This window comes from Microbacterium sp. NPDC090003 (assembly GCF_044748385.1).
In the GTDB taxonomy this organism is placed as follows: Bacteria; Actinomycetota; Actinomycetes; order Actinomycetales; family Microbacteriaceae; genus Microbacterium.
In genome coordinates, this window is the sequence record NZ_JBIVFW010000001.1 from 1,802,641 (window position 1) to 1,828,063 (window position 25,423).

Consider the following 25,423-nt stretch of genomic DNA (forward strand, 5'->3'; position numbering starts at 1 on the left):
GTTCACGCGGCGGGGCCCTTCCACAGGCTCAGGGGCCCAGAGCCCCGGGTACCTTCGCTCCCTTCACGAGCCGAGCCACCAGGTCGGGATACGCCACCCCGGCCGCGGCGAACATGCGCGGTGCCTGCGACGCGGCCGTGAGCCCGGGCATGGTGTTGACCTCGTTGAGCACCGGCCCCTCGTCGGTGAGGAAGAAGTCCATACGGGCGAGGCCCCCGCACCCGAGGGCATCGAACATCGCCAGCGCCGCTCGCGTGAGCCCGGTCAGCTCATCGGCCGCGAGCTGCGCCGGCACCGTGAAGCGCGCCGTCCCGTCGTATTTCGTCGCCGTGTCGAACAGCCCCTCGGCATGGATCTCGAGCGGCGGTGCCGCCCAGCGGATGCCGCCCGCCTCGCACAGGACGGCGACGTCGATCTCGCGTCCGCGCACGACCTCCTCCACGAGGATGCGCCGGTCGAGTCGCGCCGCCGCACGCAGCGCGGGAAGGAGTTCGGCCTCCTCGCGCACGAGGGCCACCCCGTGACTCGATCCGGCCGAGACCGGCTTGACGACCACGGCACCACCCGACCGGGAACCGTCGAGGAGCACGTCGTCGAACTCGAGGTCGCCGATGTCATCGGCCGAGATCACGCGCCCCCGGGCGGTGCGGATGCCGACGGCATCCGCCACCAGCTTCGTCGCCCACTTGTCCATTCCGAGCGCTCCGGCGCGCAGCCCCGATCCGACCACGCGCACTCCGGCGAGTGCGCAGAGCGCCGCGAGCGCGCCGTCCTCGCCCGGGGCCCCGTGCACCGCGGGGAAGACGACATCGGCCTGCGCGATCAGGGGCATCACCAGCGCCAGCGATTCCGCCGCCGAGACACCCGCCCGGATGCCGTCGGCCCGCCAGATCCCCTCTCGGTCGATCGTGACGCAGGTCACCGTGTGATCCCCCATCCGCAGGGCCGCCGCGACTGCGGCCGCCGAGGCGAGCGACACGTCGTGCTCGGCGTTCTGCCCTCCCCCGATCACCAGCACGTGCACGGTCATGCGATGCTCCTCTGCACACGCGGGCCGATGCCCGTGATGATGGTGTGCGGGATCGTTCCGGCCCACCGTGCCCAGTCCCGCAGAGACGGCACCGCACCCCCCTCCGGTCCGAGCAGCACCGCCTCCGTGCCGCGCGGCACCGCGGCATCGCCCGTGTCGACGACGATCTGATCCATCGACACCCGCCCGACGATCGGATGCCGAGCACCGTCGATCGCGACACCCGCCGCCGGCGACAGCTCGCGGGGGATCCCGTCGGCGTACCCGACGCCGATCACGCTCAGGTGGGTCGACCTCCCCGTGACGTGGTCGCCCCCGTAGCCGACGGCCGTCCCCGAGGGCACGCGAACGCTGTGCACGACGGATGCCGTCCACCGTGCGGCCCCCGCGAGCGCGACGGTCTCGGAGGGGTCGATGCCGACCAGCCCCGCGCCGATGCGCACGAGGTCGAAATGGGTGGCGGGGTCGGTGAGCGCCCCCGCGGTCGCGGCGAGGTGCACGGTCAGCGGGCCGAACCCGGCACGCAGCACGGTGTCCCTCCCCTGCCGCAGCCACCGCACCGCCGCCGCGTTCGCGGACGGATCACCCGCGTCGGCGGACGGCAGGTGCCCCATCACGCCCACGACCTCGATGCCCCCGCGGGCGCCCCGCGCGACCCGCAGCAGTTCGGCCCAGTCCTCGACCGGGCATCCGCCCCGGGCCATCCCGGTGTCGAGGTGCAGATGCACGCGCACGGGCGGTCCGGCATGCTCGGCCACATGTCGCAGCTCCTCGACCGATCCCACCGCGATGTCGACGCGGTGCTCGTGGGCGAGGCGCGCATCGACACCCGTGGGATTGAGCCACGCGAGGATCGGCTCCATGAGCCCGGCTTCGCGCAGCTCGACGGCGTCGGCGGCATCCGTCACCCCCAGCCAGGTCGCGCCGGCGGCGACCGCGGCGCGCGCGACCGGCACGGCCCCGAGGCCGTAGCCGTCGGCCTTCACGACTGCCATGATCGCGGCGCCCGTCGCCGCGCGCATCCGCGCGACGTTCGCCGAGACGGCTGTCTGCAGAGTGGTGAGCGTCGGTGCGTGCAGCCGCGAGAGCGCGACTGTCTCGACGACGGCGCTCACCGCTGCATCCGCGGGTCGGTGGTCGGGTCGTCGAACATCTCGGGGCAGCCCTCAGAGACGGCATCCGGTCGGAGTTCGTAGTGCCAGGGCTCGTTCGCGTAGATCTGGCACAGCCCGTACCCGGCACCGTGCCGGGCGAGCCAGTCGAGGGTCGGCAGACCGCCGAGGTCGACCGCCTCGCCCGATACGTGCAGCGAGGTCTCGGGCGTCGCGACCCACCGCGCCGCCTCCTCGGCCGAGCCGTAGCTGATCACGGCCTGGTCGAGCATGTGCTGCTGCAGGGCCACCGAGCGCCAGCCGCTGTTGACGAGGAAGGTGACGTCGGCGTCGGATGCCGCGCGCTGCAGTGCGTCGAGCAGCGCCGGGTCGAGGTTGCCGACCGCGACCCGGCCGGTGTCGAACACCGTCGGCTGGTCGCCGTCGCGGATCACTCCGTCGGCCTCGCTCGGGGCGAGCACCGATCCTCCCGGCGGGATCGAGGGGGTGCCCGCCGAAGTCTCGGCGGCGCTGTCGTCGGTGGCGGCCTCCTGCCCGGCGCCGGCCGTGAAGCTGTGCGAGAGCACGGCATCCGCTGCGGCGAGCGACTGCTGCACGGCGAAGGCGGCGATGACGGCGACGATCAGTGCGATCGCCGTCCAGACGATCCGCCGCACGCGACGGGTGGTGGGGGTGATGCTGTTCATACCCCCAGTGCAGTCGGCGGGCTGTTGCCGGGGCGTATGCGGTTCTGCATATGCTCCCGATATGCGCGGGTGCGTAGGATCGCAGCCATGCGTGTGCTGATCGTCGAGGACGAGCCCTACCTCGCCGAGGCCGTCCGCGACGGGCTGCGGCTCGAGGCGATCGCCGCCGATATCGCGGGCGACGGCGACACGGCCCTCGAACTGCTGAGCATCAACTCCTACGACATCGCCGTGCTCGACCGCGACATCCCCGGCCCCTCCGGCGACGAGGTCGCCCGCTCGATCGTCGACTCCGGCAGCGGCATCCCGATCATCATGCTCACGGCCGCCGACCGCCTCGACGACAAGGCCTCGGGGTTCGAGCTCGGCGCCGACGACTACCTCACCAAGCCCTTCGAGCTGCGCGAACTCGTGCTGCGTCTGCGGGCTCTCGGTCGGCGGCGCGAGCGCGCCCGCCCGCCGGTGCTCGAGGTCTCGGGGTTGCGGCTCGATCCGTTCCGCCGCGAGGTCTTCCGCGGTGAACGGTACGTCGCGCTCACCCGCAAGCAGTTCGCGGTGCTCGAGGTGCTGGTCGACGCGGCGGGCGGAGTCGTGAGCGCCGAAGAACTGCTGGAGCGCGCATGGGACGAGAACGCCGATCCCTTCACGAACGCCGTGCGCATCACCGTGTCGTCGCTGCGCAAGCGGCTCGGGGAACCCCGGGTGATCGAGACGGTGCCGGGCGTCGGATATCGGATCGCAACGGATGCCGGGGGCGCTCTCGCCGGAGGGGCGGATGCCGATGCCTAGGCGTCGCGGGCCGAGCGCCCGGCTGCGACTCGCCGTGAGCTACGCCGGGGTCGTCGCGCTGGCGGGTTTCGTGCTGCTGGCGGTCGTGTGGTTGTGGCTGCTGCGATACGTGCCGGATCAGAACATCGATCCCGGCAACGGCATGTTCGTGCCCAACCGGTCCGACCTGGTGCGGGCGTTCACCCCCTTCGCGACCTGGGCGATGATCGGGCTGATCGCGGTGGGGCTCGTCGGCGGGTGGCTGCTGGCCGGACGCATGCTCGCGCCGCTGTCGCGCATCGGCGCCGTGGCTCAGCTCACCGCCCAGGGGTCGCTGTCGCACCGGGTGCGGTTGGAGGGGCCGGGCGACGAGTTCCGCGATCTCGCCGACGTGTTCGACGCGATGCTCGAGCAGATCGAGGCGCACGTCGAGGAGCAGCGCAGGTTCGCCGCGAATGCCTCGCACGAGCTGCGCACCCCGCTCGCGATCTCGCAGACGCTGCTGGAGGTCGCCCGAACCGATCCCGATCGCGACGTCGACGCCCTGATCTCGCGGTTGGACGAGGTCAACGCCCGGGCGATCGAGTTGACCGAGGCGCTGCTGCTGCTGAGCCGTGCCGACCGGCGGTCGTTCGCACGGCAAGACGTCGATCTGTCGCTCGCCGCGGAGGAGTCGGTCGAAACCCTGCTGCCGCTGGCCGATCGCCGCGGTGTCACGGTCGAGGTCGGCGGGGTTCCCGCGGTCGTCGCGGGGTCGGCGGCGCTGCTGCAGCAGTTGGTGACGAACCTCGTGCACAACGCGATCGTGCACAACCTCGATTTCGGCGGACGCGTCGCCGTGCGCACGCACGACCTCCCCGACGGTCTCGCGGTCGTGGTCGAGAACACCGGCCCGGCCGTCGATGCCGAGCGCGTCGGGATGCTGGTCGAGCCGTTCCAGCGGGGCGCCGAGCGCGCCCGCGGCGACGACCACGTCGGCGTCGGTCTCGGACTCGCGATCGCCGAGCGGATCGCGCAGGCCCACGACGGGAGTCTCGTGCTCACGCCGCGTGCCGATGGCGGCCTCATCGTGACGGTGTGGCTGCCTCGGCCCGCCTGAACTGGGTCCCTGAGCGAGCGCAGCGAGCCGAAGGACCCGCGCCCCGCGGAACTGGGTCCCTGAGCCTGTGCAGCGAGACGAAAAACCCGCGCCCCGCGGAACTGGGTCCCTGATCGAGCGCAGCGAGACGAAAGACCCGCGCCCTGCGGAACTGGGTCCCTGAGCCTGTCGAAGGGTCCCGCCCCGTGATGCCCGATGATGGCCTGTGGATAACTCCCGCGGGTGCGCTCAGATCCGGGCTACTTTGTGGCGGTGATGTCGACTCGATACCCCACTGCCACGCTCGCCCTAGCCGTAGTCGCCGCCGCCCTCAGCGGCTGCGCTCTCGTGCCGGAACCCTCACCTACGCCGACCGCGGTCTTCGCCAGCGAGGAGGAGGCGTTCGCCGCCGCGGAGGAGGTGTACCGGTCGTACAACGAAGCCGGGAATCAAGGGAGAGACGTGACAACCTTCCTAGTGGGGCGTGCGCTCGAAGGAGAACTCGACACCATCCGATATCTCAACCAGAACAAGCTCACGTTGGATGGGCCGAGTGAGATCACGTCGTTTAAGGGAACGAAGGTCTCCGGGGACGATGCGACGCAGACAATCCACTCCTCGCTTTGCCTCGATGTGTCGGCAACGCGTGTTCTGGACGTCGATGGCGCGGATGTCACCCCCTCGGACCGCGCGGAGAAGATGAAGCTCGAGGTTACGTTCTCGTTCGTGGACGACGAGCTACTCATCTCCGACTCAGTGACCTCTGAGGATCAATCGTGCTGAAATCAACTGCATTCATCAGCCTCATCGCTGTCCTGGTTCCGCTCGGTCTGGCGACGCCTGCCGGAGTCTGCACACCCGCTTCGACGAAGGCGGGAGTCTGCGGCTCCACCAACGGCACCTCAGTAACCGTCACCGGAACGCAGCCCGCCACCCAGTCCTCCGGCTCACCGTCCTCGTCCTGGTCTCCCCCGGGCTCCAGCACCCCCGGTACCTCCGGCACCCCGGTCGACACCGGCCCGAGCGAACTGGAACGCTGCCGCGCAGACGCCGGCCGCGCACGCGTCTGCCTCGAGCCCCGGCGCCGCACCGAACCGTCAACCCCAGCCCCGGCATCCGCCCCCGCCGCCCCGACGATCTCCATCACCGACCTCGTCACCCTCACCCCGGCGACCGCGACCCCCACCGCCGACCCCTCCAACGTCGGCATCGCCGGACTCCCCACCAACGTCGTCACCACCGCATCGGTGCACACCCGCACCGGCACCCTCTTCGGCGCACCCCTCACCGCCCGCTTCACCCCCGTCGCGTACGACTTCACCTACGGAGACGGCACCACCGCCCGCACCACCACCCCGGGCGCCGCCTGGGAACACCTCGGACAGCCCCAGTTCACCCCCACCGCCACCAGCCACACCTACCGCGACCGCGGTACCTACGACACGACCGTCACCATCCACTACACCGCCGAGATCGACCTCGGCACCGGCTGGATCCCCCTCGACGGCACCCTCACCATCCCCGGACCCATCCAACCGATCCGCATCTACGAAGCCCACACCGCCCTCGTCGCCCACACCTGCACCGAACAACCCACCGCCCCCGGCTGCTGAACGATCGCATGCAGAACAACTACACCTGCAGGTGCGATGCACACGTGCAGGGAGAATCCCCCCGGTCCTCCCTGCACGTGCGCATCCTCCCTGCCGGTGCACAAGAGGTGGGGCCCTTCGACAAGCTCAGGGACCCACCTCGTGCAGGACCGACGAGCTCACGACACAGGTTCCGCGCCCCCTCGCCTCAGGCGACGTTGCCGCGCAGCGCCGCGATCTCGCGCCCGTAGGTGCGGGCATCCGTCTCGGCGTTCTCCTTGAGTTCGCGCGCGGTGTCGGCGAAGGCGTCGAGCGCGGGGTTCACACCGACGAGCGTGAACGGACGCTCCACGACCCGCAGGTCGAGGCCCCACACGTCTGCGAGCACGCGGCGCAGCCAGCCGGTCGAGTGGTCCCAGCCTTCCTTGGGGGTGCCGGGTGCGTAGTTGCCGCCGAGCACCGTGACGAGGGTCGCGGGCTTGCCGCGCAGCGCCGTGCCGGTCGGGTCGATGCGCGGGTCGGTGTAGGCCACGTCGAACCAGGTCTTGAAGTGCTGCGAGACGCCGTAGTTGTAGAGCGGAACGGCGAAGAGCAGCGCGTCGGCGCCGATCAGCTCGTCGGCGAACGAGGTCGCGAGGGCGCGGGCCTCGACCTGTCCGGGAGTGCGCTGCGCCTCGTCGACGAAGCCTCCGGTGACGGCATCCGCCCACACCGTCGCGGGCACGGGGTCGGCGGCGAGGTCGCGGCGGGTGACGGTGGAGTCGGGGTGCGACGCGGTCCACTCGGCTTCGACGAGGTCGGCGAGCGACCGGCTGGCGGACGACGCGGGAAGGATGCTCGCATCGAGGCGGAACAGGGACATGGATGACACCTCTCGTTTTCGTAGTCGCTCGGTTTTTCTTAGCGACATCGGTTAACGTAGCACGCTAGAATGGGGGCATGGCCGAGATCGAGCACGATCTGCACCGGTGCGACGCCGCCGTCACACTGGCCTTCAGCGTGCTCGGCAAACGCTGGAACGGCATGATCGTGTCGTCGCTCGGCGGCGGCCCCTCGACGTTCGTCGCCCTGCGCCGCGCGGTCGCCGGCATCAGTGACACCGTGCTCTCCGACCGCCTCGCCGAACTCGCCGACGCGGGTCTCGTCGCGCGCACCGTCGACGCCGGCCCGCCGGTCACCGTCTCCTATGCGCTCACACCCGGCGGCGCGGGACTGCTGCCGATCCTCGACGACCTCGGCACCTGGGCCTCCGCCAACCTCGCACGTCGCTGACGGCATCCGCTATCGAGTGGGTCACTGAGCCTGTCGACGGGCCCGGCCGCGGGGCGGGGCGCTTCGACAGGCTCAGAGACCCAGGACAAGAGCCTCCGACTCACCAGGGGCTGGGCTCGTAGTCCTTCAGGAAGACGCCGTGGATGTCGTCGCCGGCCTCGCCGCGCACGATCGGGTCGTACACGCGAGCCGCGCCGTCGACCAGGTCGAGCGGGGCGTGGAAGCCCTCCTCCGCCAGGCGGACCTTCGTGTAGTGGGGGCGCTCGTCCGTGATCCAGCCGGTGTCGACGGCGGTCATCAGGATGCCGTCCTTCTCGAGCATCTCGCCCGCACTCGTGCGCGTGAGCATGTTGAGTGCGGCCTTCGCCATGTTGGTGTGCGGATGCCCCGGCCCCTTGTACCGGCGCGAGAACTGCCCCTCCATCGCCGACACGTTCACCACGTACTTGCGGTGCGCCGGCGACGCCGCCATCGACGCGCGCAGACGGCTGATGAGCAGGAACGGCGCGGTCGTATTGGCGAGCTGCACCTCGAGCATCTCGAGCGGATCGACCTGATCGACCGACTGCACCCAGCTGTTGACGCGGTTGACGTCGGGCACGAGTCCACCGGCGTCGATCGCGGTGCCGTCGGCGTGCTTCTCGAGCGACGACGACCCGGGCGCCATCGCGACGCGGGCGAGGTCTTCGGCGGTGAGTGCCTGGCCGCCCTGCTCGGCGACGGTTCCGCCGAGGGCCGCGACCGACAGCAGCGGGTGCGCATCGACGGATGCCTGCAGCGCCTGCGGGTGCGGATCGGCGGTGTGCCCGAAGGTCTCCATCTCGGGAAGGGGACCGTCGGGGAGCGGCTGCAGCTCGGCATCCGCCAGCAGTGAATAGGCACCCGGCGAGCGCCGAACCGTCTGCGCGGCGTTGTTGATGAGAATGTCGAGCGGGCCCTGAGCGGCGACCGAGTCGGCGAGGCCGATCACCTGGGCGGGGTCGCGCAGGTCGATGCCGACCACGCGCAGGCGGTGCAGCCAGTCGGCCGAGTCGGGGAGCGCGGTGAACCGGCGCACCGCGTCGCGCGGGAAGCGCGTGGTGATCGTGGTGTGCGCGCCGTCGCGCAGCAACCGCAGTGCGATGTGCATACCGATCTTCGCGCGACCGCCCGTGAGCAGAGCGCGCTTGCCGGTGAGGTCGGTGCGGGCGTTGCGCTTGCCGTGGCTGAAGCGAGCGCAGTCCGGGCACAGCTGGTGGTAGAACGCGTCGACCAGCGTGTACGGCTGCTTGCAGATGTAGCAGTTGCGAGGCTTGAGCAGCTCGCCCGCGATGGGGGCGTCGACGACGCTGGTGGCGAGGTCGTTGCCACGCGTCTCGTCGTCGATGCGGTCGGGGGCACCGGTCGCCGTGCGGGCGACGACGGCCTTGTCGGCCTCGGCGATGGCGTCGCGGATCTCCTTGCGGCGCACGCGCTTGACGGCCTTGAACATCGCGGCCGTCGCGTGACGCACGGCCACGAAGTCGGGGTGCTCGTTGTCGATCGCGTGCAGCTCGCTCAGCACGCGCAGGGTCGTAGCGAGATCGTCGGGATCGATGCCGGGGCCGAGGTCGCCGGAATCGCTGAGGTCGTCGCGGGGCGCATCGGTCATTGTGCCGATTTTACGCGAGAAACCCGGGCGCGCCCTGCGGGTGGGAGCGGGTCGGGGCGGCGCGCTGTACCCAACTCAGGAAGAAACGTGATCTTGGGCGCGAAAGTGGGCCGAAACGGCATTCGGGCGCGCGTTCTTCCTGAGTTGGGTACACCCTCGACCCGAGCCGTCCGACGGGGGCACAATGTCTGCATGCCCACTGATGCGCATGTCCTCGGCCCCGGCCTGCTGCCGACGCCGTTCACGGCTGACGAGATCCGCGAGGCGACCGGCGCCGGCAAGACGATCCGCCTGTTCGTCGAGTCGCCCGACGGATCGCAGCACGAGCGGTTCCACCGGTTCGAGCAGACGGATGCCGAGGGCGCCACGCTCCGCGCCTGGTTCGCCGAGAACCCCGACGACGTCGTGACGAGCCGGGTCACCTGGATCGATCTGCAGCACCACGCGGCGTTCCCCGCCGACCACACCACCGTCGCGGCCGAGGCGCTCGACATCCCCCTCGGCCGTGTCGAGTGCACGCGCTACGACACCTCCGACGGGCCGGATGCCCCGGTGGAGACGTACTGGTTCTCGCCCGCCCACCCCGGCATGCCGGTGCGTTACGAGGTGCCGCTCGACGGCGGGATGCTGCGCACGACGGTGATGAGCATCGAGTCCGCGTGAGGCGAGTGGGTCGCGCAATCGCGCAGATCTGCACAATCTCGCAAGCTGCGGTCTGATCGGGTGCGAGATCGTGCAGATCTGCGAAATACGGCGAACGGATGCCACGGGCCGGACCCCAGAGCCCGCCCGAGTGTCGGAGACCCGGCGTAGGGTCGCTGCATGAGCGCACAGATCGAACGTCACGGAGTGGTCCCGTCCTATCTGCTCGCCCGGCTGGCTGCATCCGGGCGGTTCCCGCGTGCGGCCGCCGCCGCGCGGCAGACCCTCACCGCAGGTCGGCCGCCGTTCCGCGCTCGCATCGACCTCTCGATCGACGAGAACGGCGACCTGGTCGCGCAGCTGTCGGATGCCCCGAACCGCACGATCAGCGACGCGGCGAACTCGCAAGACCTTCCGGGTGCGGTCGTGCGCTCCGAAGACGATCCGCCCGTGGCCGATGACGCAGTCAACGAGGCCTACGACGGGCTGGGGGCGACGTTCGAACTGCTGCTCTCGGCGTTCGGCCGCAACTCTCTCGACGATGCCGGTGCACCCCTCGACGCGACGGTGCACTACGGCGTCGACTACGACAACGCCTTCTGGGACGGCGAGCGCATGGTGTTCGGCGACGGCGACGGCGAGGTGTTCCGCGGATTCACCGGATCACTCACGGTGATCGGCCACGAACTCGCCCACGGGGTCGTGCAGCACACTGCCAACCTCGAGTACCAGGGGCAGCCCGGGGCACTCAACGAATCCATCGCCGATGTCTTCGGGGCGCTCACCGAGCAGTACGCACAGGGTCAGAGCGCCGCCGACGCCACCTGGCTCATCGGGGCCGAGATCTTCACCGAGGCGGTGGAAGGAGTCGCGCTGCGCTCGATGATCGCACCCGGAACGGCCTACGACGACGACGAACTCGGCAAGGACCCGCAGCCCGACCACATGAGCGGTTTCGTGCGCACGACCGAAGACAACGGCGGCGTGCACATCAACTCCGGCATCCCCAACCGCGCCTTCGCCCTTTTCGCGATCGAGCTCGGGGGCAACGCGTGGGAGACCGCCGGCACCGTCTGGTACCGCGCGCTCACCGGAGGGCTGTCGAGCACGGCGACCTTCACGGCCTTCGCCGACGCGACGGTCGCCGCGGCGTCCGAGGTCGATGAGGCCACTGCGACAGCCGCTCGACGCGCCTGGACGACCGTGGGAGTCTATGAGGATGAGCGAGTCCCCGCAGCCGACTGATCCGGCGTCGGCGGGCGCCGAGACCGAACGCGACGCGACACCGGTGATCATCGTCGTCGTGCGCACGGGAGGCATCGCCGGAATTCCCCGGCGGTGGACCGTCGAAGCCGCCCCCGATCAGGCCGGCGAATGGATCGATCGCCTCGACCGCTGCCCGTGGGATGCCGACCTCGAGAGCGGTTCGGGCGCCGACCGCTTCGTGTGGAGCATCCGGGCGCGCACGCCCCGCGAAGAGCGCGAACGAGAGCTCCCCGACACCGCACTGTCCGGTCCGTGGCGCGACCTCGTCGACGCGGTCCGCGCCGCGGCGCGCTGACCTCGGGTACTCGGGCAGCGCAGAGACCTACCGGGGCTGCTCCATCGCCACCCGGGTGAGCGGCAGGGCCTCGGGGTGCGACTGCTGCAACCAGGTCATCATCTGCTCCCGCACTTCGCACCGCAGATCCCACTGATCCGACGAGTCCTTCGCCGACATCACGAAGCGCACCGTCACGAATCCGCCCTGCGAGTCGGTGACGAGAGCGCTCGACGATCGCCGGTCCCAGAACGGCGACGCCTCGATGATCCGCTGGAACTGGGCCCGCACCTCGGCCATCGGCACCCGCCAGTCCAGATCCATGAAGACCACCCCCAGGATCGCATCGGACTTTCGCGTCCAGGTCTCGATCGGGTTCGTCGTGAAGTAGTTGCAGGGAACCACGAGCCGGCGTTCGTCCCAGATGTAGACGACGACGTACGAGAGATTGATCTCGCCGATCCGCCCCCATTCCCCCTCGACGACGACGACGTCGCCCACACGGATCGCGTCGGTGAACGCGATCTGGACGCCCGCGATGAGGTTGCCGAGGATCGACTGGGCGGCGAGGCCCGCGATGATGCTCACGATTCCCGCGGAGGCGAGGAGGCTGGCCCCGACCGCTCGCATCTCGGGGAAGGTGAACAGCACCGTGCCGAGGGCGAGGATGGCGATCGTGACGAGCACGAGCCGGTGGATGACGAGCAGCTGGGTGCGGCGACGACGCGCGTCGGGGCCCATCCGCTCTCTCTCCTCACGCTCCATGAGCCTCTCGAACCCGAACGAGGCGAGCGCCCCGAGCAGCCAGGCGCCCGTGAGGATCGTCGCGATGAGGAAGAGACGCGAGAGCGCCGGCCACCAGTCAAGGTTCGCCGGCTCCGACACCGAGCAGGAGATCCACAGGGCGACCACGGCGACGACCACGAACACGGCGTTCCGGGCGCGACGAGCCAACTCTCCCACCCACTCGACCCGGCGACGGACGAGCGCGACGATCAGGCTGAGAAGGATGAGGGCGGCGGCGGCGCAGAGCAGGGCGATCCCGATGGCGACGACCGTTGCGAGCCAGGGGTTCCACGAGATGTCTTCGGCCATGTCTCCCACCGTAGAAGACGCCACGGCGCCGGGTCTGACCGCGACCTGACCGGCCGGCCGGCCGCAATCGACCAATCCGGTGTGAATCCGGCCTCGTCCGGGCGCGACGGAGAGACAATGGGCGGATGGGACTGTTCCAGCACCGCCCGGAAGAAGAAGAGAACCAGTGGGCCGGGCTTCCGTCCGAGCCTCTCGAACGTGACGGCGTCGACGCGCTCGCCACGACGCCCGCCGTCGACCCGCTGTCGATCGGCCTCGGCGCCGAGCTCGGGTCGATCGCGTTCCCCGTCGCACCACCGGCGCCGTCTGCGGTGTCGACCGAGAACCGTGAACCGGACGAGGACTGACATGGCCTCCCCCTCATCCGACGGCATCGAGGTCCGCCCCGTGGCGGCCGACGAATGGATGCTGTGGCGCGCCGCGCGGCTCGAAGCCCTGCGCGAGTCACCCGCCGCCTTCGGCTCGCAACTCACCGACTGGATCGAGGCGCCCGAGTCGCGGTGGCGCGAGCGGCTGTCGATTCCCGGCGCGCACGACCTGCTCGCGATCGACGGAGAGCACGTCGTCGGGATGATCACCGGCATGCCCGTGGCCGACGACCCCTCCCGCACCGAACTGATCTCGATGTGGGTCGCTCCGTCAGCGCGCGGGACGGGGCTGGCCGCCGATCTGATCGATCGCATCGTCGATTGGGCGACGGATTCCGGGGCAGCCTTCCTCGATCTCTCGGTCATGCCCGACAACCCGTCGGCCCGCCGCGCCTACGAGCGCGCCGGCTTCACGCCCCTCGACGAACCCGGCGAACTCCTGCCCGACGGACGCCGCGAGATCCGAATGCGCCGCGCCCTACGCTGAGCTGCCGCCCACGCCTCTCTTCGTGAGGGGTCAAGACACGCCGCGCCCCCGGCATCCGCTGCGGCGTGTTCTGACCCCTCACGTTGACTCGTCGCGCCCGCCCGACGACGTCGGCGGCCCGAGCTACGGTGGAGGGATGACGATCACCGCCGCCGCAGACGGCTCGGCCCTGGGCAACCCCGGCCCCAACGGCTGGGCCTGGTACATCGACGACGACAACTGGGCGGCGGGCGGGTCCCCCCACGGCACCAACAACCAGGGCGAGTTGCAGGCAGTGCTCGAACTCCTGCGCGCGACGGCCGGCACCGACGAGAAGCTGCTCATCCGCTGCGACAGCCGGTATGTGATCGACTCGGTGACGAAGTGGATGCCGGGGTGGAAGCGCAAGGGCTGGCGCAAATCCGACGGCGGTCCCGTGCTCAACCGCGACATCCTCGAGGGGATCGACGAGGCGATCCGCGGGCGCGACGTCGAGTTCTCCTGGGTCAAGGGGCACGCCGGCGACCGCCTGAACGAGGCCGCCGACGAGCGGGCGAACGCCGCGGCGAAGGCCTATCAGGCGAAGCAGGAGCCCCGCCGCGGCCCCGGATTCACGCTCGCCTCCGGCGCGGGCGCGGCGGTCTCGGCCTCCGCCCCGGTCGCGGCATCCGCTCCGCACGCCCGCCCGCAAGCACGGACTTCCGCGACCGCAGAGCGCGCGGCGACCGCAGCGCCCACAGCATCGGATGCCCCGCTCTGGGCCGAGACCTCGTCGCTGTTCGACGACTTCGACACCCCGTCGGCCGACCCGATCGAGCTGCGCCTGACCCTCACGGGCGACGAGCACGCCCGCCTGCGCGACCGCGCCGAGGCGCAGGGCATCTCGCTCGAAGCGGCCCTCCGCCGTCTGATCTGACGCGTACACTCGCCTCATGTCGACAACCGCGCGCACGATCGGCCGCCTCTTCCTCGGATCCTCCCTCGTCTTCGCGGGCATCTCGCACCTGACGTTCGCCCGACGGGAGTTCCAGGCGCAGGTTCCCGAATCGCTGCCGCTCGACCCCGACGTCACCGTGCTCGCTTCCGGCGTCGTCGAGGTCGGTCTCGGCTCCGCGCTGCTCCTCGCCCGCAAGCGTCGCCGGACGGTCGGCACGATCGCCGCGCTGTTCTTCGTCGCGGTTTTCCCCGGCAACGTCTCGCAGTGGATGCATCAGCGCGACGGTTTCGGTCTCGACACCGACATGAAGCGCTTCGTGCGGCTGTTCTTCCAGCCGGCGCTGGTCGCGCTGGCACTCTGGTCAACCCGCACGCGTCGCTGAGGCGCGTTCCCACGACCCACGGAGCCGACCAAAAGTAGACTCGGCGGATGAGTGGACGGCCGGTGACGCAGCGGTGAAGACCCGTACCGTCTTCGGCCTGCTCCGACTCGGCGCCGCCGCACTCTGCCTCGTCGCCCTCATCCACCGCCTCGCGTGGGGGCTGGCCTCGCACACCATCGCCAGCCAGAATTTCTTCGCCTACCTCACCAATCAGTCGAACGTCGCGTTCGTGGTGCTGCTGACGATCGCCGGAATCATCGCCCTCCGCAACGCCCGCGATCCGCGCTGGCTCACCGTCACCCTCGCCCTCGTGCTCACGTGGACGGTCACGGCCGGCATCGTGTTCGCGATCCTCGTGTGGCAGGCGGGGCTGCGCGGCATCCGCATCGACGTCCCGTGGTCGGATCAGGTGCTGCACTTCTACCTGCCGGCCTGCGCCGCACTCGCCTGGGCGCTCGCGCCCGGCCATCGCGCGGTGCCGTGGCGGGTCATCCCGGCGACGCTGATCTACCCGCTCGTGTGGGGCGGGTTCACGATGATCCGCGGCCCGATCATCGGCTGGTATCCGTACTACTTCCTCGACCCGCGGCAGATCAGCGGACCGGCCGAGTTCCTGGTGTCGTCGGGCATCGCCCTCGCGACGTTCGCGGTCGTCGCGACCGCGCTCGTGCTCATCAGTCGGATGCCGTTGCCCCGACGGCTCCGGCGGGATCAGGCGGAGTAGACCGCGCCTCGCGTCAGGCGACGTACGGCGCGAGCGCCTCCAGCGCCAGGGCGATCGCGTCGTCGGTGCCGAGTTCCGAGAACCTCGCCGCGGCGTCCCCACCGACGATGCCCACCAGCACGTTCTCGCCGGTGGCGGGCAGCAGGTTGATCCAGGTGCGGATGCCGGCCTCTCCGCCGACCGTGTGCCACACCGCCTCCTCGGCATCCCAGAACGGCTCGTCCCAGCGCAACCACACGGTCTCGATCGACCCCATCGCGAGGGCCGAGATCGCGCCGCGGTTGGCGAAGGGCAGGGGCGGATCGAACTCGATGCCCTGCTCCTGCAGCACTCCGAGCGGCACCGTCACGACGACGCGGTCGAACGACAGCGCCTCGCCGGTGCCCATCCGCACGCTCACGCCGGTGTCGTCGTAGGCGAGGCGGGTGACCGGCTGGTTGAGCCCGACCTGCACTCCGTCGAGGGTGTGCTCGATGAACGGCAGCAGGCTGTCGCGAGCGGCACGGGGCTCGGCCGGGGGGAGCGCCGGCGCGAGCCAGCTCGACAGCTTCGCCGCCTCGGCGCCCGAGGTGGTGGCGAGAAGCGCCAGCAGGGCGAGGATGGTGGGGTCGGCGGTGTCGACGCCGGCCGCGACGAGGGCATCCGCGACCGAGCTGTCGACCGGGGCGGCCTGTGCCGCCGCGATCGCTGCCGTGAGGGGCTCGGTGGCGACGGCATCCGTGTCTCCGTCGGGCGAACGCCAGAGCGAGCCCGCGAGATCGACGACCGCGATGTCCTCGGCCTCGATGGTCTGCACGAGCTCGGCATCCGCCTCGCCGAACAGCCACGCACCGAGCTGCGGAGGAATCGACCAGGCGTCGTCGACCCGAGAGTACACACGTCCGCCGACGCGGTCACGCGCCTCGAGGACGGTGACCTCGAAGCCCGCGTCGTTCAGTCGTGCGGCCGCCGTGGCGCCGGCCAAGCCCGCACCGATCACGGCGATGCGCTCACCGTCGCCGGCGGCATCGCGCACTTCGTCGGCGGCGCGCTCACCCGAGGCGATCGCTCCGCGCATCGTGGCCGGCGCCTCTTCATCGGTGGCCTCGCCGGCGAAGAACAGGCGGTCGTCGACCGGACGCGCGAGGGCGCTGCGGGTCTCGGCCCCGACGCCGGCGGGCACGAAGCTGACAGCGCCGAACGCGTACTGGTCGCTCGTCCACGTCGAGCGGATGCTTCCGGCCGGAATCGGCACCCCGTTCGTGGGCTGCGGCTCGGGCGAACGCGTCGGGGTGCGCGTGGGCGTGGGCTCGGGTTCGGGCGTGCACGAGGCGAGCAGCACCGAAAGGGCTCCGGCCCCGGCGCCCAGAAGCAGAGTACGGCGCGTGATCCTCATCGTGTCGCCACTTTATCCCGCCCGGGTGGACGGTGGCTGCCCGGGCGGGTGTACGCAACTCAGGAAGAAGGGGCCAGTGGCGGCTCAGAACGGCCGGATTCGGGCCGGAATGGCCGATTCTTCCTGAGTTGGTGCTCGGCGGCGGCGACACAGCTCCGGAGAATCAGCGCCGAACACACCGAAACCGGCCGATCCGTGCGGGATCGGCCGGTTTCTCCGGAGTTGTGAACGTCAGACCGCCAGCAGTTCCCGCTCGAGGCGGGCGTACGAGGTCTCCATGCCGTCGGCCATGCCTGTGGCGAGGATCATGTCGCGCGTCTCCTTGTCGGGGTACTCGATGTACTGCGTGATGAGGGTCGCCCCGTCCTCCTCGTAGAGGTTGAGGTCGTTGAGCGTCTCGACCGGCATCCCGATCATCCGCTCGGTCTGCACCGACCGCTTCGGGGCGTCGATCAGCAGCGCCTCGCCCTCGAAGCCGAACGGTTCGCCCTCGGTGTCGCCGACCGGCGCCCACGAGTTGCGGTACGTCTGGCCGACCTCGGTCGCGACGATGCACTCCGTCATCTCCCAGCCGTCGGGTCCGAGCAGCCACTGCTTCATGAGCTCGGGCTCGTTGTGCGCCCGCCACACCAGCTCCCGCGGACCCTCGACGAGCCGCGTGATACGCACGTGCACGTCGTCGAGCAGCTCGACCTGCGTGCCCTTGCCCTGCGCGTAGTCGCGGAGGTCCTGCAGCACGGCGTCGAGCTGGCTCATCGCGAGCGTCGTGCCCTCGACGGCGCCCATCGCGACGACCTGTTCGAGAGCCTCGGCCGACGAGAAGTAGCTCGTGTTGACCATGCGCGTGCCCTCGGCGGTCGGCGCGAACGTGAACGTCATGCGCATCGAGGGCAGGTTCGGGTCGGGGGTGCCGTCTTCATCGGCGAAGGCATCGATGACCTCGAAGCCGTTCGGCCCGTCGATCTTCAAGAACTCCCAGGTGCCGGATGCCTTCTCGCCGCGCGGGCCGTTCATCGTGTAGTTCGCCTTGCCGCCCACCGTCTGATCCCAGTGGGTGAAGGTGGCGGGCCATCCGGGAGGGCCCCAGAAGCGCTCGAGCTGCCGCGGATCGCTGTAGGCGTCCCACACCCGCTCGACGGGGGCCGCCAGATCGGCGACGACCGTCATGGTGAGGTTCTCGGCATCCGTTGTGACTTCGGTGACAGGCATTGTCAGTCTCCTTGTTCGTGTTCGGTCGGTTCGGTGTTCTTCGTGGTGCTGCTCTTCTGGGTCGCTGAGCCTGTCGAAGCGTCGGCCAGCAGGTCGTCGAGGCGGGCGATGCGCGATCGCCAGAGCTCTTCGTACCGGGCTAGCAGCGCTTTGGCGCGGGCGATCATCTCGGGATTCGCGCGCACGAGGCGCTCGCGTCCCTCGGCGCGCTTGACGATGAGGTTCGCGGCCTCCAGCACGGCGACGTGCTTCTGCACCGCGGCGAACGACATCTCGTACTCGGCGGCGAGGGTCGAGACCGACTGCTCGTTCTCGATCGTCCGGCGCAGGATGTCGCGCCGGGTCGACGTGGCCAGTGCGTGGAAGACACGGTCGACCTCCGCTTCGCTCAGTTCTCGTTGTGCAACCATTTGGTTGTACGTTAGACCGGGGCGGATGCCGTGTCAAGAGGTTCATCGCATGCTCACCTGCAGGGAGAGGACACACCTGCAGGGAGCATCCACCCGTTTCTCACTGCACGTGTCTGAACTCCCTGCAGGCGATCGGGAGGCGCGCCCGCACAGCACCGCCGCGACCGCGAACCTCGGCCTAGGGTCGAGCGCATGGAATACAACTCCCTGTTCCCCCTGGTCTCCGCGATGTGGACCTCCGTCGCGCTGCTCGCAGGCGGCTATGCCCGCACGCGCAATCGATCGGCGTGGACGTGGTTCTTTCTCACGCTGTTCTTCGGGCCGATCGCGGCATTCCTGCTGGTCGTGTGGGAGCCGGCGCCACGGAAGCCGTCGGCACCGGCCCCGACCGAGAGCTGAGGGGGCGGGGCCTTTCGACAAACTCCGGGGGCCCAGCAGTGCGCCGCAAGACGAGGGGGCGCGGCCGCCCGGTCGAGGAGAGCTCAACGGATCGGCGCGAGAAGGCTCTTCTCGGTGCGCTCGACGATTCCGAGGAAGGTCTGATCGTCACCGTAGGCGCGAGCCAGGATCAGCCCGCCCTGGATGGCGGCGACCGCGTCCAGCGCACGGTCCGCCGATTCCTGAGAGGAGAGCCCAGCTGCACGGAGCACACCGGCGAGGGCGGCGACCCAGTCGGTGAAGTAGGTCTTCACCGACGCGGCGAAGGTCTCCTGCTCTTCTCCCAACGTCATCGCGGCGAACAGGCATACGCGCTCTCGCGAGATGAAGTACTCGGCGACCTCCCGCGACATGTCCGCGATCGCCCGCTCGGGATCGGTCGCGGTGCGCAGTGGTTCGAAGATCTTCTCTTCGAACCAGTCGCTGACCTGGTCGAGCACGGCGCGGGCCATGTCCGTCTTCCCTTCGGGGAAGAAGTGGTACAGGCTTCCGCGGCCGACGCCGGTCTCCTGCTGGATGAACGAGAGGGAACCACCCTCGAAGCCTCGCTTGCGGAACACGCCCGCGAGGGCGAGGACCACGTCGGACCGGTCGAGGACGGTTCTGGCCATCAGAGACCGAGCTCGCTCAGGCCGGGGTGGTCGGCGGGGCGGGGGCCGGAGTTGTCCCAGAAGAACTTGCGGTCGGCCTCGTCGATCTCGACGTCGTTGATGCTCGCGTGGCGGTGCGTCATGAGGCCGTCCTTGTCGAAGCGCCAGTTCTCGTTGCCGTAGGCGCGGAACCACTGGCCCTCGGCGTTGCGGTACTCGTAGGCGAAGCGCACCGCGATCACATCGCCAGTGTAGGCCCACAGCTCCTTGATGAGCCGGTAGTCCGACTCGCGGTCCCACTTGCCGGCCAGGAACTCGATGATGGCTTCGCGACCCTGCACGAAGGTGGAGCGGTTGCGCCACCAGCTGTCCTCGCTATATGCGAGCGCGATGCGCTCCGGGTCACGGGTGTTCCAGCCGTCTTCGGCGGCGCGGACCTTCTGGACGGCGGTCTCTTCGGTGAACGGGGGAAGGGGCGGACGGGACATGGCGACTCCTTGTGTGCGATCTCATCTGTACCGATTGGTTCAGTGTGTACTAAACGGTACAGAGAGCGGATGCGCGTGTCAACTCCCATGTCCGAGAAGAAGTCGAGATCGCCGAGGAGCGGCGGGCGCGGAAGCACCCGCCGCTGACCTCACTTGCCTTCGGCCTCGCGCGAGACGTCGGCCCAGGCCGCCCATTCGTCGAGCCGCTTCTGATAGATGCGCGGAGCGATCTGCGTGGGCTGCTCCCCGAAGAACACGCGCAGTGGCGGCTGCTCGGCGTCGACGACCTTCAGGATCGCCGTGCCGAAGCCCACGGGCTTCGGGCTCGCTCCTCCGGACATCTGCTTTGCCATGGCTTCGTGCAGCGGCGCGTACTGCGGCTGCGATTCGGCGAACGTGGCGGAAGCCCCGCTCCAGTCGGTGGCGAAGCCGCCCGGCTCGACGAGGGTGACCTTGATGCCGAAACCGGCCACCTCCTGAGCGAGCGATTCGGTGAGCCCTTCGAGTGCCCACTTCGAGGCGTGGTAGCCGCCGAGGCTCGGGAAGGCTGCCACTCCGCCGATGGTCGAGATCTGGATGATGTGCCCCGAGCCCTGCGCACGCAGGATCGGCAGAACGGCCTGGGTGACGTGGAAGACGCCGAAGAGGTTGGTCTCGAGCTGATCGCGCAGCTGCTGCTCGGTGATCTCCTCGACGGTGCCGAAGAGGCCGTACCCCGCGTTGTTGATCACGACGTCGATGGCGCCGAACGCTTCGTGCGCCTGCTCCACGACGGCGAACACTCGATCTCGGTCGGTGACGTCGAGCTGCAGGGGGAGCACGGCATCCCCGTACTTCTCGACGAGATCGCTCAGGGTGCCGGTGTCGCGCGCGGTCGCCGCGACACGGTCGCCGCGATCCAGCGCCGCGATCGCGAACTCGCGTCCGAAGCCTTTCGAGGCGCCGGTGATGAACCAGATTCTGCTCATGATGATCCTCACTTTCGAGATGCCCGGCGGCATCCGTAGGTACTCTACGCCATTTCTGTCACTCGGTGTCATTTTCGCAACCGTCGTACACTGGGGGGCGTGAGCACTCCCGCACCCACTCCCATCCGCGAACGCACGCGCCGTCTCGCACAGCTCGAGCTGACGAACGTGGCTCAAGACCTCTTCCTCGAGCGCGGGTACGAGAACACGACCGTCGACCAGATCGCCGCCGCCGCCGGCATGTCGAAGCGCACGTTCTTCCGCTATTTCCCGTCGAAGGACGACCTCGTCATCGGCAAGTACGACCTGTTCGGCGACCGCATGGCCGAGGCACTCGACGAGCGTCCCGCCGACGAACCGGTGTGGACGTCGATGCGCCGTGTGTTCGACATGACGCTCGGCTACGTCGACGACGACCACCAGCGGGCGCGCAACGACGCGATGGAGAGCATCGTCCACAGCACTCCGCAGCTGCAGGCGGGCTACCTCGAGAAGATGCAGCGCGTGCAGGAGCTGCTGATCGGCCGGGTGGCGGATCGGCTGACGGATGCTTCGGAGATGCCGCACGAGCGGGGCACCGACCCGCGGCCGGCCGCGATCGTCGGCGCCGCCTTCGCCTGCATGCAGGCCGCACGCACCACCTGGTTCGCCTCGGACCAGAAGCGGCCGTTCGCCGAGGTGCTCGACGAGGCGATGGGCATCATCGACGTGCGCAGCCCCGACGCGTGACGCGCTCCCGCGACTCGGGTGGCCCGTCGTCTGGTCGCTCCGCTCCTCTCTAAGAACCGGAGTACGGCAGCCCGGTTCCTGAGCCGAGGGCAACGACCCGACCCGCCTCCAGCCGCACCACTCGATCCGCCTCCCCGAGCAGCGCCCCATCGTGCGAGACGCACACCACGGCCACACCCCGATCGGCCTCCTCGCGCAGCACCGATCGGATGCGCAGACTGCTCTCGGCGTCCAGCCCCGTGGTGGGTTCGTCGAGCAGGAGCAGGTCGGCCTGACGCGCGAGCCCCTGGGCGAGAAGCGTGCGCTGCTGCTGCCCGCCCGACAGCGACGCGTACGGACTCGATGCGAGATCGGCGATCTCCATCCGCGACAGCGAGCGCGCCACCGCAGCTCGCGCCTCGCCGTCCACCCGCCGCCACGGCCCGAGCCGGCCCCAGACGCCGACGGCGACGACGTCGCGCACCGTGACCGGCAACCGGGGCGGGATCGCCGCCCGCTGCGGCACGAAGGCCACGGCGCCGGACACCGACCGCTGACCTCGACGCGGTGAGCGCGTGCCGGCGAGCACTTCGAGCAGTGTCGACTTCCCCGCCCCGTTGGGCCCGGCGATCGCTGCGAGTTCTTCCGGCGCGACGCGCAGATCGACGCCGCACACCACATCCACGCCATCGAATGCCACGTGCACGTCGGACAGGCGGGCGGCGGGTGCGAGCGAGGTCGGGGAAATCATGGCTTCATCTTATGAGTTTGATAATCATTCTCAAAAAGCCCTAGGCTCGCTCAACGTGACCCTTCCTCTCCTCGCCCCCTTCGCGCTCGAGTTCGTGCAGCGCGGCATGCTCGGCGGCGCACTCGTGGCGATCCTCTGCGGCGTCGTCGGCACCTGGGTCGTGATCCGCGGCATGGCGTTCCTCGGCGAGGCGCTTGCGCACGGGATGCTGCCGGGAGTCGCCCTCGCCACGGTGCTGGGGCTGCCCGTGCTCGCCGGCGGAGCACTGAGCGCGGTCGCCATGAGCGTCGGGATCGGAGCCCTCCAGCGGCGCGCCAAGCTCTCGTACGACACGAGCATCGGCCTGCTGTTCGTCTCGATGCTGGCCCTCGGGGTCATCATCATCTCCCACTCCGGCAGCTTCGCCACCGACGCGACCGCGATCCTCTTCGGCGACATCCTCGCCATCACGCAGGCCGATCTGATCCTCCTCGGCGCCGCTGCCGCGCTCGGCATCGCGGTGGCGATCGGCTTCCACCGTTCGTTCGTCGCCCTCGCACTCGACACCCGTATCGCGACGGTGCTCGGTCTGCGCCCGCGGCTCGCGCAGGCCGTGCTCGTGGGCCTCGTCACCCTCGCCGTCGTCGCCTCGTACCAGGCCGTCGGGTCGATGCTCGTGGTCGGGTTGCTGCTCGCCCCCGCGGTCGCCGCCGGCCACTGGACCACCCGCATCCCCACCCGGATGCTGCTCGCCTGCCTGTTCGGCATCGCCGCGGTGTTCCTCGGCCTGGTCACCTCGTGGTTCGCGGCGACGGCGGCCGGAGCATCCGTCGCCGCCGCCGCGATCGCCCTGGCCCTCTTCTCCTGGGTGGCCCGCGCCGCGGTCGCCACCCGGCTCTCGAATCGCTCGATCTCCGCTTTTCACCCGATGGAGACGACGAGATGAGCGATTCGACAGCCCGACCGACCACCGAAAGAAAGGATGCCGTGCGTTTCCGCTCGACCTCCCTCGCCCTCGTGGGCGTGCTCACCATCGGCCTCGCCGCCTGCACGGGCGCGCCCGCCGACACGTCAGCCGATACGGCGACCGACACCCCCTCGCCCGGCGACGGTCACGGCGCGATCGCCGGAGCCGAGGAGGTCGCCGAACCTCCGCTCGGGCTCACGGCGATCGACCCGACCGGCACGGTCACACACCTCGACCTGCTCGACGAATCCGTGACCGGGATCGGCGAGATCGCCGCACCACGGGCGATGACCACCGACGGTCGCTACCTGTTCGCCGATGTCGGCGACGGCGTCGAGATCGTCGACAGCGGCGTGTGGACGTGGGACCACGTCGACCACTTCCACTACTACCGCGCCGCCCCGGCCCTGCTCGGGGCGGTCGACGGCGACGGGTCGCCGACGATCGCCACGACGAACAGCTCGACCTCCGGCGGCATCGGCATCTCGTTCGCCGGTTCGGGGGATGCCGTGCTGCTCGACACCGAGGCGCTCTCGAAGGGCGAGATCCGCGAGCAGTTCCGCCTGCAGCGCGACCCGCACACCGGACTCGTCGTACCCGTGGGATCTTTCGCCCTCATCACCGAGGCGGTCGACGGAGTCGGCGCACGCGTCGTCGGCTACACCGCCGAGGGCGAACCGACCGGCCTCGAGGAGACCTGCGCCGCCCCGGCGGGAACCCGCACGACCCGGGTCGGCGCCGTGATCGGCTGCGCCGACGGCGCCCTGCTCGCGCACGTCGACGATGGCGAGCTCACGGTCGAGCGCATCCCGTACCCCGCGGATACCCCCGCCGGGGCCGTCGCCTCCTTCGACAACCGCGAGGGTCGCCCGACCGTCGCCGGCCTCGCGAGCCCGACCGACATCCGTCTCCTCGACACCCGCGCCCGCACCTGGACGCTGCTGACGGCGCCGGCGCCGCTCGTGCACGTGACGGCGGTCGACGACGAGGACGGCCACCTTCTCGCCCTGGCCGAGGACGGACGGATGCTCGTGCTCAGCGCCGCCGACGGCTCGCTGATCGCCGAGACCGCCCCCCTCGTCGCCGCCTCGCTCAGCGAGGGCGCGGCTCCGGTGCTCGTCGCCGACCAGCAGCGCGCGTACCTCAGCGCCCCGAGCGAGAAGCGGCTGTTCGAGATCGACTACGCCGACGCCGCCCGCATCGCCCGCACCTTCGACACCCCCACCGACCCGGCTTTCGTCGCCGAGACAGGACGCTGACATGCGGATGCTCCGCCCCCTCGCCGCGGCGACCGCACTCGCCATCGCCGGCGCACTCGCCGGCACGCTCACCGCCTGCGCCGCACCCGCCGACGCGCGCCCCCTCGTCGTCGTCTCGACGAACATCCTCGGCGATGTCGTCGGGGAGCTCGTCGGCGACCAGGCACGCGTGGTCACGCTCATGAAGCCGAACGCCGACCCGCACTCCTTCGAGATCTCGGCGCAGGAGGCGGCCACCCTGCGCGACGCGGACCTGGTCGTCTCGAACGGCCTGGGTCTCGAGGAGGGGTTGCAGCAGCACCTCGACGCGGCATCCGCCGCCGACGTGCCGACCTTCGTCGCGGGCGATGCGATCGATGTGCTCGACTACAGCGAGGGCGATGCCGCGGGCATGCCCGACTCGCACTTCTGGACCGACCCCGTGCAGATGCTCGCGGTCGTCGACGCTCTCGAACCCGCCCTGGCCGAGATCGAGGGGATCGATCCCGATGCCCTGCGGGAGAGCGTCGCCGATTATCGCGCCGAGCTCGACGACCTGGATGCCGAGATGACGGACGCCTTCGCGCGCATCCCCGCCGACCGTCGGGCGCTGGTCACCAACCATCACGTGTTCGGTTACCTCGCCGAGCGATTCGACTTCGAGGTGGTCGGGGCCGTGATCCCCGGGGGCACGACGCTCGCCGCCCCCTCGGCATCCGATCTCGCCGACCTCGTCGACGCGGTCGAGGAGACCGGCGTCTCGGCGATCTTCGCCGAGTCATCGTCGCCCGACCGTCTCGCGCGGGCGCTCGCCGACGAGGCCGACATCGATGTCGAGGTGATCGAGCTCTTCACCGAGTCGCTCACCGACCCCGACGGCGGCGCCCCCGACTACCTGACCATGATGCGCGTCAACACCGAGCGCATCGTTTCCGGTCTCACCCGGTGAGACCACCCCTCAGAGAGAAAGAAGCACCTGC

At 70.1% G+C, this 25,423-nt stretch carries 31 protein-coding genes; 18 read left to right on the plus strand and 13 right to left on the minus strand.

Annotated elements, in window-relative coordinates; translation table 11 throughout:
• Positions 1-28 precede the first annotated feature (28 nt).
• From ACIPVN_RS08615 to ACIPVN_RS08625, 3 genes are read right to left on the minus strand one after another with little or no spacing between them, the layout of a single operon-like run.
• Positions 29-1,030, minus strand: a complete 1,002-nt coding sequence (locus ACIPVN_RS08615; RefSeq protein ID WP_400442070.1) for a D-alanine--D-alanine ligase — start codon at positions 1,028-1,030, stop codon at positions 29-31.
• Complete coding sequence (alr, locus tag ACIPVN_RS08620; protein WP_400442072.1) at positions 1,027-2,145, minus strand: alanine racemase; 1,119 nt, start codon at positions 2,143-2,145, stop codon at positions 1,027-1,029. Before alr ends, ACIPVN_RS08615 begins: the two co-directional genes overlap by 4 nt.
• Positions 2,142-2,828: a M15 family metallopeptidase gene (locus tag ACIPVN_RS08625; RefSeq protein ID WP_400442074.1), complete on the minus strand. Its 687-nt coding sequence runs from the start codon at positions 2,826-2,828 to the stop codon at positions 2,142-2,144. The genes alr and ACIPVN_RS08625 overlap by 4 nt, the downstream gene beginning before the upstream one ends.
• An 87-nt stretch (positions 2,829-2,915) precedes the next feature.
• Between ACIPVN_RS08625 and ACIPVN_RS08630 the strand changes: the two genes are divergently transcribed.
• The 4 genes from ACIPVN_RS08630 (at position 2,916) to ACIPVN_RS08645 (ending at position 6,287) form a co-directional block, all read left to right on the plus strand.
• A complete protein-coding gene (locus ACIPVN_RS08630) occupies positions 2,916-3,617 on the plus strand; it encodes a response regulator transcription factor (protein WP_400442076.1) in 702 nt (233 codons plus the stop codon).
• The gene (locus ACIPVN_RS08635) at positions 3,610-4,695 is read left to right on the plus strand and encodes a sensor histidine kinase (RefSeq protein ID WP_400443338.1); all 1,086 of its coding nucleotides are present in this window, start codon (positions 3,610-3,612) and stop codon (positions 4,693-4,695) included. Before ACIPVN_RS08630 ends, ACIPVN_RS08635 begins: the two co-directional genes overlap by 8 nt.
• A 255-nt stretch (positions 4,696-4,950) precedes the next feature.
• Entirely contained in the window at positions 4,951-5,457 is a 507-nt protein-coding gene (locus ACIPVN_RS08640) for a hypothetical protein (protein WP_400442078.1), read from the plus strand.
• Positions 5,451-6,287, plus strand: coding sequence for a hypothetical protein (locus ACIPVN_RS08645; RefSeq protein ID WP_400442080.1), 837 nt, complete (start codon positions 5,451-5,453; stop codon positions 6,285-6,287). Before ACIPVN_RS08640 ends, ACIPVN_RS08645 begins: the two co-directional genes overlap by 7 nt.
• Before the next feature lie 187 nt (positions 6,288-6,474).
• Here ACIPVN_RS08645 and ACIPVN_RS08650 read toward each other — a convergent pair whose 3' ends face one another.
• Positions 6,475-7,128 (minus strand): FMN-dependent NADH-azoreductase, encoded by a 654-nt coding sequence (locus ACIPVN_RS08650; RefSeq protein WP_400442082.1) that lies wholly within the window; start codon positions 7,126-7,128, stop codon positions 6,475-6,477.
• Positions 7,129-7,205: 77 nt separating this feature from the next.
• Here ACIPVN_RS08650 and ACIPVN_RS08655 point away from each other — a divergent pair, with 77 nt between their 5' ends.
• The gene (locus tag ACIPVN_RS08655) at positions 7,206-7,538 is read left to right on the plus strand and encodes a winged helix-turn-helix transcriptional regulator (protein ID WP_400442084.1); all 333 of its coding nucleotides are present in this window, start codon (positions 7,206-7,208) and stop codon (positions 7,536-7,538) included.
• Between the two features lie 100 nt (positions 7,539-7,638).
• Here ACIPVN_RS08655 and ACIPVN_RS08660 read toward each other — a convergent pair whose 3' ends face one another.
• Positions 7,639-9,168, minus strand: coding sequence for an SDR family NAD(P)-dependent oxidoreductase (locus tag ACIPVN_RS08660; RefSeq protein ID WP_400442086.1), 1,530 nt, complete (start codon positions 9,166-9,168; stop codon positions 7,639-7,641).
• A gap of 192 nt (positions 9,169-9,360) precedes the next feature.
• On the opposite strand from ACIPVN_RS08660, the gene ACIPVN_RS08665 reads away from it, so the two are divergent.
• The 3 genes from ACIPVN_RS08665 to ACIPVN_RS08675 all read left to right on the plus strand — a co-directional run bounded on the left by ACIPVN_RS08665 (position 9,361) and on the right by ACIPVN_RS08675 (position 11,371).
• Positions 9,361-9,831, plus strand: coding sequence for a hypothetical protein (locus tag ACIPVN_RS08665; protein WP_400442088.1), 471 nt, complete (start codon positions 9,361-9,363; stop codon positions 9,829-9,831).
• 159 nt (positions 9,832-9,990) lie between these two features.
• On the plus strand, positions 9,991-11,055 hold the full coding sequence (locus ACIPVN_RS08670) for a M4 family metallopeptidase (RefSeq protein ID WP_400442090.1): 1,065 nt from the start codon (positions 9,991-9,993) through the stop codon (positions 11,053-11,055).
• Entirely contained in the window at positions 11,030-11,371 is a 342-nt protein-coding gene (locus ACIPVN_RS08675) for a protealysin inhibitor emfourin (RefSeq protein WP_400442091.1), read from the plus strand. Before ACIPVN_RS08670 ends, ACIPVN_RS08675 begins: the two co-directional genes overlap by 26 nt.
• A gap of 27 nt (positions 11,372-11,398) precedes the next feature.
• On the opposite strand, the gene ACIPVN_RS08680 is transcribed toward ACIPVN_RS08675, so the two are convergent.
• The gene (locus tag ACIPVN_RS08680; RefSeq protein WP_400442093.1) at positions 11,399-12,445 is read right to left on the minus strand and encodes a mechanosensitive ion channel family protein; all 1,047 of its coding nucleotides are present in this window, start codon (positions 12,443-12,445) and stop codon (positions 11,399-11,401) included.
• A gap of 125 nt (positions 12,446-12,570) precedes the next feature.
• On the opposite strand from ACIPVN_RS08680, the gene ACIPVN_RS08685 reads away from it, so the two are divergent.
• The 5 genes from ACIPVN_RS08685 (at position 12,571) to ACIPVN_RS08705 (ending at position 15,322) form a co-directional block, all read left to right on the plus strand.
• A complete protein-coding gene (locus ACIPVN_RS08685; protein WP_400442095.1) occupies positions 12,571-12,792 on the plus strand; it encodes a hypothetical protein in 222 nt (73 codons plus the stop codon).
• 1 nt (position 12,793) lies between these two features.
• Positions 12,794-13,300 carry a GNAT family N-acetyltransferase gene (locus tag ACIPVN_RS08690; protein WP_400442097.1) on the plus strand — a complete coding sequence of 169 codons (507 nt, stop codon included), beginning with the start codon at positions 12,794-12,796 and terminating at the stop codon, positions 13,298-13,300.
• Positions 13,301-13,436: 136 nt separating this feature from the next.
• Positions 13,437-14,195 carry a ribonuclease H gene (locus tag ACIPVN_RS08695; RefSeq protein ID WP_400442099.1) on the plus strand — a complete coding sequence of 253 codons (759 nt, stop codon included), beginning with the start codon at positions 13,437-13,439 and terminating at the stop codon, positions 14,193-14,195.
• Between the two features lie 16 nt (positions 14,196-14,211).
• Positions 14,212-14,598 carry a DoxX family membrane protein gene (locus tag ACIPVN_RS08700; protein WP_400442101.1) on the plus strand — a complete coding sequence of 129 codons (387 nt, stop codon included), beginning with the start codon at positions 14,212-14,214 and terminating at the stop codon, positions 14,596-14,598.
• Positions 14,599-14,671: 73 nt separating this feature from the next.
• Complete coding sequence (locus ACIPVN_RS08705) at positions 14,672-15,322, plus strand: Pr6Pr family membrane protein (protein ID WP_400442102.1); 651 nt, start codon at positions 14,672-14,674, stop codon at positions 15,320-15,322.
• 13 nt (positions 15,323-15,335) lie between these two features.
• On the opposite strand, the gene ACIPVN_RS08710 is transcribed toward ACIPVN_RS08705, so the two are convergent.
• The 3 genes from ACIPVN_RS08710 to ACIPVN_RS08720 form a co-directional block, all read right to left on the minus strand.
• Positions 15,336-16,697: an FAD-dependent oxidoreductase gene (locus tag ACIPVN_RS08710; protein ID WP_400442103.1), complete on the minus strand. Its 1,362-nt coding sequence runs from the start codon at positions 16,695-16,697 to the stop codon at positions 15,336-15,338.
• Between the two features lie 231 nt (positions 16,698-16,928).
• Positions 16,929-17,906 carry an SRPBCC domain-containing protein gene (locus ACIPVN_RS08715; protein WP_400442104.1) on the minus strand — a complete coding sequence of 326 codons (978 nt, stop codon included), beginning with the start codon at positions 17,904-17,906 and terminating at the stop codon, positions 16,929-16,931.
• Positions 17,907-17,908: 2 nt separating this feature from the next.
• Entirely contained in the window at positions 17,909-18,316 is a 408-nt protein-coding gene (locus ACIPVN_RS08720) for an ArsR/SmtB family transcription factor (RefSeq protein ID WP_400442106.1), read from the minus strand.
• A gap of 192 nt (positions 18,317-18,508) precedes the next feature.
• Between ACIPVN_RS08720 and ACIPVN_RS08725 the strand changes: the two genes are divergently transcribed.
• Positions 18,509-18,715 (plus strand): hypothetical protein, encoded by a 207-nt coding sequence (locus tag ACIPVN_RS08725; protein WP_400442108.1) that lies wholly within the window; start codon positions 18,509-18,511, stop codon positions 18,713-18,715.
• Positions 18,716-18,798: 83 nt separating this feature from the next.
• On the opposite strand, the gene ACIPVN_RS08730 is transcribed toward ACIPVN_RS08725, so the two are convergent.
• From ACIPVN_RS08730 to ACIPVN_RS08740, 3 genes are all read right to left on the minus strand, one after another.
• The gene (locus tag ACIPVN_RS08730; RefSeq protein ID WP_400442109.1) at positions 18,799-19,365 is read right to left on the minus strand and encodes a TetR/AcrR family transcriptional regulator; all 567 of its coding nucleotides are present in this window, start codon (positions 19,363-19,365) and stop codon (positions 18,799-18,801) included.
• Positions 19,365-19,832: a DUF1348 family protein gene (locus tag ACIPVN_RS08735; RefSeq protein WP_400442111.1), complete on the minus strand. Its 468-nt coding sequence runs from the start codon at positions 19,830-19,832 to the stop codon at positions 19,365-19,367. The genes ACIPVN_RS08730 and ACIPVN_RS08735 overlap by 1 nt, the downstream gene beginning before the upstream one ends.
• Before the next feature lie 149 nt (positions 19,833-19,981).
• A complete protein-coding gene (locus tag ACIPVN_RS08740) occupies positions 19,982-20,800 on the minus strand; it encodes an SDR family oxidoreductase (protein WP_400442113.1) in 819 nt (272 codons plus the stop codon).
• Between the two features lie 99 nt (positions 20,801-20,899).
• On the opposite strand from ACIPVN_RS08740, the gene ACIPVN_RS08745 reads away from it, so the two are divergent.
• On the plus strand, positions 20,900-21,529 hold the full coding sequence (locus ACIPVN_RS08745; RefSeq protein WP_400442115.1) for a TetR family transcriptional regulator: 630 nt from the start codon (positions 20,900-20,902) through the stop codon (positions 21,527-21,529).
• Positions 21,530-21,578: 49 nt separating this feature from the next.
• On the opposite strand, the gene aztA is transcribed toward ACIPVN_RS08745, so the two are convergent.
• Positions 21,579-22,259, minus strand: coding sequence for a zinc ABC transporter ATP-binding protein AztA (gene aztA, locus ACIPVN_RS08750; RefSeq protein ID WP_400442117.1), 681 nt, complete (start codon positions 22,257-22,259; stop codon positions 21,579-21,581).
• Positions 22,260-22,314: 55 nt separating this feature from the next.
• Here aztA and aztB point away from each other — a divergent pair, with 55 nt between their 5' ends.
• Genes aztB through aztC form a run of 3 tightly spaced genes read left to right on the plus strand, consistent with a single transcriptional unit; the run spans position 22,315 to position 25,392 of the window.
• On the plus strand, positions 22,315-23,184 hold the full coding sequence (aztB, locus tag ACIPVN_RS08755; protein WP_400442119.1) for a zinc ABC transporter permease AztB: 870 nt from the start codon (positions 22,315-22,317) through the stop codon (positions 23,182-23,184).
• Complete coding sequence (locus ACIPVN_RS08760) at positions 23,181-24,464, plus strand: ABC transporter (RefSeq protein WP_400442121.1); 1,284 nt, start codon at positions 23,181-23,183, stop codon at positions 24,462-24,464. The genes aztB and ACIPVN_RS08760 overlap by 4 nt, the downstream gene beginning before the upstream one ends.
• 7 nt (positions 24,465-24,471) lie before the next feature.
• A complete protein-coding gene (aztC, locus tag ACIPVN_RS08765) occupies positions 24,472-25,392 on the plus strand; it encodes a zinc ABC transporter substrate-binding protein AztC (RefSeq protein WP_400443340.1) in 921 nt (306 codons plus the stop codon).
• Positions 25,393-25,423 lie beyond the last annotated feature (31 nt).

Bases quoted from the DNA above. Each gene is read 5' to 3' on its own strand.
- ACIPVN_RS08640 (WP_400442078.1), top strand. From the start codon at position 4,951: ATGTCGACTCGATACCCCACTGCCACGCTCGCCCTAGCCGTAGTCGCC.
- ACIPVN_RS08725 (WP_400442108.1), top strand. From the start codon at position 18,509: ATGGAATACAACTCCCTGTTCCCCCTGGTCTCCGCGATGTGGACCTCC.
- ACIPVN_RS08720 (WP_400442106.1), bottom strand. From the start codon at position 18,316: ATGGTTGCACAACGAGAACTGAGCGAAGCGGAGGTCGACCGTGTCTTC.
- ACIPVN_RS08740 (WP_400442113.1), bottom strand. From the start codon at position 20,800: ATGAGCAGAATCTGGTTCATCACCGGCGCCTCGAAAGGCTTCGGACGC.
- ACIPVN_RS08670 (WP_400442090.1), top strand. From the start codon at position 9,991: ATGAGCGCACAGATCGAACGTCACGGAGTGGTCCCGTCCTATCTGCTC.
- aztA (WP_400442117.1), bottom strand. From the start codon at position 22,259: ATGATTTCCCCGACCTCGCTCGCACCCGCCGCCCGCCTGTCCGACGTG.
- ACIPVN_RS08735 (WP_400442111.1), bottom strand. From the start codon at position 19,832: ATGTCCCGTCCGCCCCTTCCCCCGTTCACCGAAGAGACCGCCGTCCAG.
- ACIPVN_RS08655 (WP_400442084.1), top strand. From the start codon at position 7,206: ATGGCCGAGATCGAGCACGATCTGCACCGGTGCGACGCCGCCGTCACA.
- aztC (WP_400443340.1), top strand. From the start codon at position 24,472: ATGCTCCGCCCCCTCGCCGCGGCGACCGCACTCGCCATCGCCGGCGCA.
- ACIPVN_RS08715 (WP_400442104.1), bottom strand. From the start codon at position 17,906: ATGCCTGTCACCGAAGTCACAACGGATGCCGAGAACCTCACCATGACG.
- ACIPVN_RS08710 (WP_400442103.1), bottom strand. From the start codon at position 16,697: ATGAGGATCACGCGCCGTACTCTGCTTCTGGGCGCCGGGGCCGGAGCC.
- ACIPVN_RS08675 (WP_400442091.1), top strand. From the start codon at position 11,030: ATGAGCGAGTCCCCGCAGCCGACTGATCCGGCGTCGGCGGGCGCCGAG.
- ACIPVN_RS08680 (WP_400442093.1), bottom strand. From the start codon at position 12,445: ATGGCCGAAGACATCTCGTGGAACCCCTGGCTCGCAACGGTCGTCGCC.
- ACIPVN_RS08625 (WP_400442074.1), bottom strand. From the start codon at position 2,828: ATGAACAGCATCACCCCCACCACCCGTCGCGTGCGGCGGATCGTCTGG.
- ACIPVN_RS08700 (WP_400442101.1), top strand. From the start codon at position 14,212: ATGTCGACAACCGCGCGCACGATCGGCCGCCTCTTCCTCGGATCCTCC.
- ACIPVN_RS08635 (WP_400443338.1), top strand. From the start codon at position 3,610: ATGCCTAGGCGTCGCGGGCCGAGCGCCCGGCTGCGACTCGCCGTGAGC.
- ACIPVN_RS08685 (WP_400442095.1), top strand. From the start codon at position 12,571: ATGGGACTGTTCCAGCACCGCCCGGAAGAAGAAGAGAACCAGTGGGCC.
- ACIPVN_RS08690 (WP_400442097.1), top strand. From the start codon at position 12,794: ATGGCCTCCCCCTCATCCGACGGCATCGAGGTCCGCCCCGTGGCGGCC.
- ACIPVN_RS08695 (WP_400442099.1), top strand. From the start codon at position 13,437: ATGACGATCACCGCCGCCGCAGACGGCTCGGCCCTGGGCAACCCCGGC.
- ACIPVN_RS08730 (WP_400442109.1), bottom strand. From the start codon at position 19,365: ATGGCCAGAACCGTCCTCGACCGGTCCGACGTGGTCCTCGCCCTCGCG.
- ACIPVN_RS08650 (WP_400442082.1), bottom strand. From the start codon at position 7,128: ATGTCCCTGTTCCGCCTCGATGCGAGCATCCTTCCCGCGTCGTCCGCC.
- ACIPVN_RS08630 (WP_400442076.1), top strand. From the start codon at position 2,916: ATGCGTGTGCTGATCGTCGAGGACGAGCCCTACCTCGCCGAGGCCGTC.
- ACIPVN_RS08665 (WP_400442088.1), top strand. From the start codon at position 9,361: ATGCCCACTGATGCGCATGTCCTCGGCCCCGGCCTGCTGCCGACGCCG.
- ACIPVN_RS08760 (WP_400442121.1), top strand. From the start codon at position 23,181: ATGAGCGATTCGACAGCCCGACCGACCACCGAAAGAAAGGATGCCGTG.
- ACIPVN_RS08660 (WP_400442086.1), bottom strand. From the start codon at position 9,168: ATGACCGATGCGCCCCGCGACGACCTCAGCGATTCCGGCGACCTCGGC.
- ACIPVN_RS08615 (WP_400442070.1), bottom strand. From the start codon at position 1,030: ATGACCGTGCACGTGCTGGTGATCGGGGGAGGGCAGAACGCCGAGCAC.